Below are 4,580 nucleotides of genomic sequence, written 5' to 3'. Positions count from 1 at the left end.
TACTTCGACGATATCGGCCGGCTAACCGAGTTCCGCGCCGACCCGGATCTGACCGACGTACTGATCGGCAACAGCTACGACGCCGCGCTGTGGCTCAAGCGGCATGGCGTGCGTTTTCAACCCGCGCTGGGGCGGCAAGCGTTTCGCGTGGAAGGCAAATTCCGTTTCTGGGGCGGGCTGGCCTGCCACATTCTGGGCGGCGGCACGCACCTCGTCGAAACGCTGCACCACGCGTTAAAGGAGGCGGGCATCGGTGTGCTTTACCGCACTCAGGCAATGGGCCTGTTGCACGGTGACGGGCGTGTAGAAGGCGTGCGCGCCATGCACGAGGGCCGGCAGGTCGACATTCGCGCGAAAGCGGTGGTGCTTGCATGCGGCGGTTTCGAGTCGAGTGCGGAAATGCGGGCGCGCTATCTCGGGCCCAACTGGGATCTCGCGAAAGTGCGTGGCACGCGCTACAACACCGGCTGGGGCCACAAGATGGCGATGCAAATCGGCGCGGCGGTAACGGGCCACTGGTCGGGCGCGCACGCGGTGCAATGGGATATGAACGCGCCCGAGTACGGCGATCTGACGATTGGCGACCGCTTCCAGAAACATAACTATCCGTTCGGGATTCTGGTGAACGCGAAGGGCGAGCGTTTTCTCGACGAGGGGCTCGACTTTCACAGCTTCACGTACGCGAAATATGGGCATGAAGTCTTGCGCCAGCCGGGTCTTTTCGCGTGGCAGATTTTCGATCAGAAAGTCGTCAAGCTGCTGCGCGACGAATACCGGATCGCGCGCATCACCAAGGAAACCGCGAACACGCTCGAAGAACTGGCGCCGAAACTCACGGGTGTCGATCCGGAAGGTTTCCTGCGCACCGTGCGCGCGTATAACGACGCGGCGCGACCCGATGTGTCGTTCAATCCGAATATCCACGACGGTCTGCGCACGCGCGGGCTCGCCATCGACAAAACCAACTGGGCCAACCGGCTCGACACGCCGCCCTATGAAGCGTATGGCGTCACCACTGGCGTGACGTTCACCTTCGGCGGACTGAAGGTGTCGACCGAGGCCGAGGTGCTCGACACGTCGGGTACGCCGATTCGGGGGCTATTCGCGGCGGGCGAGATTGTCGGCGGTCTTTACTATCACAACTACGGCAGCGGCACGGGGCTGGTCGCCGGCGTCGTGTTCGGACGGCGTGCGGGGGCAGGGGCGGCGCGGCTGGTTGCGCGCTAACACGAACGCTAGTTAAGGCCGCTAGTTAAGGCCGCTGACCAAGACCGCTGATTCGGACCCACGGGGACTCACTACGATGTTGCTTATCGATAACGACTGCGTGGCGCGCGTGCTCACCATGCGCGATTGCATCGACGTGCAGGAACGGGCGTTTGCCGGGTTGCCGGATGGGGCGTCGATTGGGCGCCCGCGTATCGACACCTATGTGCCGACAGGGCGCGACGACAGCTATTACCGCTTCGGCTCGGTCGACGGCGCGACGGATGGCATCCTCGCGGTGCGTCTGAAATCGGACGTGATGGTGTGGCCGCGCGACGCCGACGGCCGCGCGGGCAGCGAGCAGAAGTACTGCGTCGAGCCCGGCACGTATTGCGGGCTGGTGATGCTGTTCGGTACCGAGAACGGCAAACCGCTCGCGATGCTCAACGACGGCCACCTGCAACACATGCGCGTAGGCGGCGCGGCGGGACTCGGCACGCGGCTGCTTGCGCGCGAGGACTCGCATGTCGTCGGCATGATCGGCTCGGGCGGCATGGCGGAAACATTTCTCGAAGCGCTGGCGGCGGTGCGCGACATCCGGCGCGTGCGTGTCTTCAGCCGTCGCGAGGCGAATCGCGTGCGCTTTGCGCAGGACATGGCGGCGAAACTTGGGATCGAAATCGAAGCGGTCGGCTCGGCCAGGGAAGCCGTGCGCGGCGCCGACATCGTCGCGACCTGCACCGACAGCATGACGCCCGTGATCGACGCCGACTGGCTGGAACCGGGCATGCACGTGGTGGCGCTCACACCGCGTGAATTCGACACCAGCGTGGCAAGCCGCTTCGACGTGAGCATCGCGCAAGGCCATGAACGTCTGCCGATGGAGGAGAGCGGGCGCTTCAGCCAGCGTGTGTCGGGCAGCCCGAATGCATTTATCGGCGGCAGCGACGAGGAACGGGCGCGTCTGCCGGTGTCGCGCGGCGAGAGAGTGGATACGACGGGCTGGCCGATCTATACCGACGTGATCACCGGGCTCGCGCCCGGCCGCACGGACGCCCGGCAGATCACTTTCTATTACACGGTGGGTAACTGGGGTGTCCAGTTTGCGGCGGTGGGCGGGCATGTCTATCGTGAAGCGTCGCGACTAGGCCTGGGGATTTCGTTGCCGGACCACTATTTTCTGCAGTCCATTAGAAATTGACAGGAGGAGGGCGCGATTTGCACGTGGTCCTGATCGGATGGGTAACGGGGCGCCTCGGCCGATGCCGGTGCAGATGGTTTTCGTTAGAATCTATTTTCGATTCATGTAGTCGTACATAACCGGAGACAAACGTGCCAGGCCTACTTCCCGATGTCGACCGCGAGGGACTCCTCGAATATTCAGTCGTTTACACCGACCGATCAATCAATCATATGTCGCGGCTCTTTCAAGGAGTCATGCGCGATATTTCCGCTTCCCTGAAAAAAGTCTACAACGCGAAGTCGGTCGTTGTCGTCCCGGGCAGCGGGACTTTCGGCATGGAAGCCGTCGCCCGGCAGTTCGCAACAAACAGGAAGTGTCTTGTCATCCGGAATGGCTGGTTCAGTTTCCGCTGGTCTCAGATTTTCGACATGGGCGGCATTCCGTCTGAATCGATCGTGCTGAAGGCGCGCCCGGTCGAACAAGGGAGGCAGGCCGCCTATGCGCCGCCGCCGATTGAAGAAGTGGTCGCCGCGATCAAGGAGAACACGCCGGATCTGGTCTTTGCGCCACATGTCGAAACCGCATCCGGGATGATGCTGCCGGACGCTTATTTGCGCGCGGTGGCCGACGCTGTTCATGCGGTCGGCGGAATGTTTGTACTGGACTGTATTGCCTCCGGCACGGTCTGGGTCGACATGCAGGCGAGCGGCATAGACGTCCTGATCAGCGCGCCGCAAAAGGGTTGGAGCGCGTCGCCCTGCTGCGCACTGGTCATGCTCAGCCCGCTCGCCCGCGAAAGAATCGACGCAACAACCAGCACCAGTTTTGCATGCGATCTTCGCAAGTGGCTGCAGATGATGGAAGCCTACGAGAACGGTGGGTTCGCGTACCACGCCACCATGCCCACGGATAGTCTCGCGACGCTGCGCGACGTCATAAAGGAAACCGAGGCATATGGCTTCGATAAAGTGAGAGCAGAGCAGGTTGAACTCGGCACGCGCGTTCGCTCACTTCTGGGTGCCAAGGGTTTCAAAAGCGTGGCGGCCGAAGGTTTTGAGGCGCCGGGCGTCGTGGTCTGCTATACCGACGATGACGGCATACGATCCGGCAAGAAGTTCGCTGATGCCGGCTTGCAGATCGCGGCCGGCGTTCCTCTTCAATGCGACGAGCCTGAAGACTTCAAGACCTTCCGCGTCGGACTGTTTGGCCTGGACAAACTGCATGACGTCGAAGGCGCGGTCGCCAGGTTTGCCAAGGCGTTGGACAGTATCCTTTAGCGCGCTGTTCCGCAAGATTTGAATGCGGCGCGCGGTGGATCGAACCCGTGACTAATCAGGCATGCTTGATTTGTGCCCTCACGGTTTGACCGCCGCCTTTGATCTGTCGGAGAAAGCCGCAGGCGCTGACACGGCAGGCAACCTCCGACATGTGACCGTCAGCGGGACTGCCCCTCGAGCCCACGCGCCTGGTAAAACGCACAAAATTCGGTGTCCGATGCCCCCTCGGGCGCAGAAGCTGCAATGCGGGTCTCCAGTTCAACAACCAGCCGCGGGTCCGGTTCGGACGACCATCCAGGACGGTCCGGGCATCAGTCAAGCGATGCCAGGCAGCAAAGCGTTCCGCAAGTTGAAGTCGAATAGTCGAAAAAGGCTGTGATCGATTTTCGGAATCTGTTCGAGCCGGGCAATCCTGGCGCTTTTCTGCTGGTTAGCGGGTTGAGCCGACAGCGAGTGTTGAAAATCGCGCGTCACCGTTCGTCTTATATAGGTAGGGGCGCGTCCGCGAGATGCCGCGGTGAAAGCTCAGGAGATAGCATTGAAGAAGATGACTGCCGGCCTGCTCGCTTTTGTTTTCTTGTTTACTTACACGACCGCTATCGCCGAGCGCCCGGATAGTCTCGAATCGCTGCAGAATGCTTGGCGTCGGGTGCGCCGTATCATCATGGGGGGCAGGCGAATGAGTGGGGCCTGGTCTTTGGGGCGATGATCCTGCGCGACACTAAAGGCGGAAGGCGAATAGCGGAGGCATGGCAATCGACGTCCTGGGGAATGTTCCAGGTCTCGGGGTCAAATTCCGAAATGGTCGGATGGCCAACTGTTGGGGCCTTCGTCGCAGCCGCCATGGCGCGCGGCTGCCGCCATAATTCGTCCAAGGTTGGGACAGCCCTGGATGCGAACGTTCATATCTCCCG

5 protein-coding genes are annotated in these 4,580 nt (G+C 61.7%); all 5 read left to right on the top strand.

What is annotated here, in order from left to right; translation table 11 throughout:
- On the top strand, positions 1-1,227 hold a 1,227-nt coding region (gene tcuA / locus QOC89_RS02270; protein WP_323043534.1), incomplete at its 5' end, for an FAD-dependent tricarballylate dehydrogenase TcuA.
- A gap of 76 nt (positions 1,228-1,303) precedes the next feature.
- Positions 1,304-2,407, top strand: coding sequence for an ornithine cyclodeaminase family protein (locus QOC89_RS02265; protein WP_323043533.1), 1,104 nt, complete (start codon positions 1,304-1,306; stop codon positions 2,405-2,407).
- 131 nt (positions 2,408-2,538) lie between these two features.
- The gene (locus tag QOC89_RS02260) at positions 2,539-3,666 is read left to right on the top strand and encodes an aminotransferase class V-fold PLP-dependent enzyme (protein ID WP_323043532.1); all 1,128 of its coding nucleotides are present in this window, start codon (positions 2,539-2,541) and stop codon (positions 3,664-3,666) included.
- 538 nt (positions 3,667-4,204) lie between these two features.
- Positions 4,205-4,375 (top strand): hypothetical protein, encoded by a 171-nt coding sequence (locus QOC89_RS02255; RefSeq protein ID WP_323043531.1) that lies wholly within the window; start codon positions 4,205-4,207, stop codon positions 4,373-4,375.
- Positions 4,372-4,580, top strand: a 209-nt coding sequence (locus tag QOC89_RS31785) for an N-acetylmuramidase domain-containing protein (RefSeq protein ID WP_416340332.1), incomplete at its 3' end; no start/stop codon positions are given. The genes QOC89_RS02255 and QOC89_RS31785, both read left to right, overlap by 4 nt.

The organism is Paraburkholderia sp. (assembly GCF_034668105.1).
Lineage (GTDB): Bacteria > Pseudomonadota > Gammaproteobacteria > Burkholderiales > Burkholderiaceae > Paraburkholderia.
This window is presented reverse-complemented; position numbering and strand designations above follow the sequence as displayed.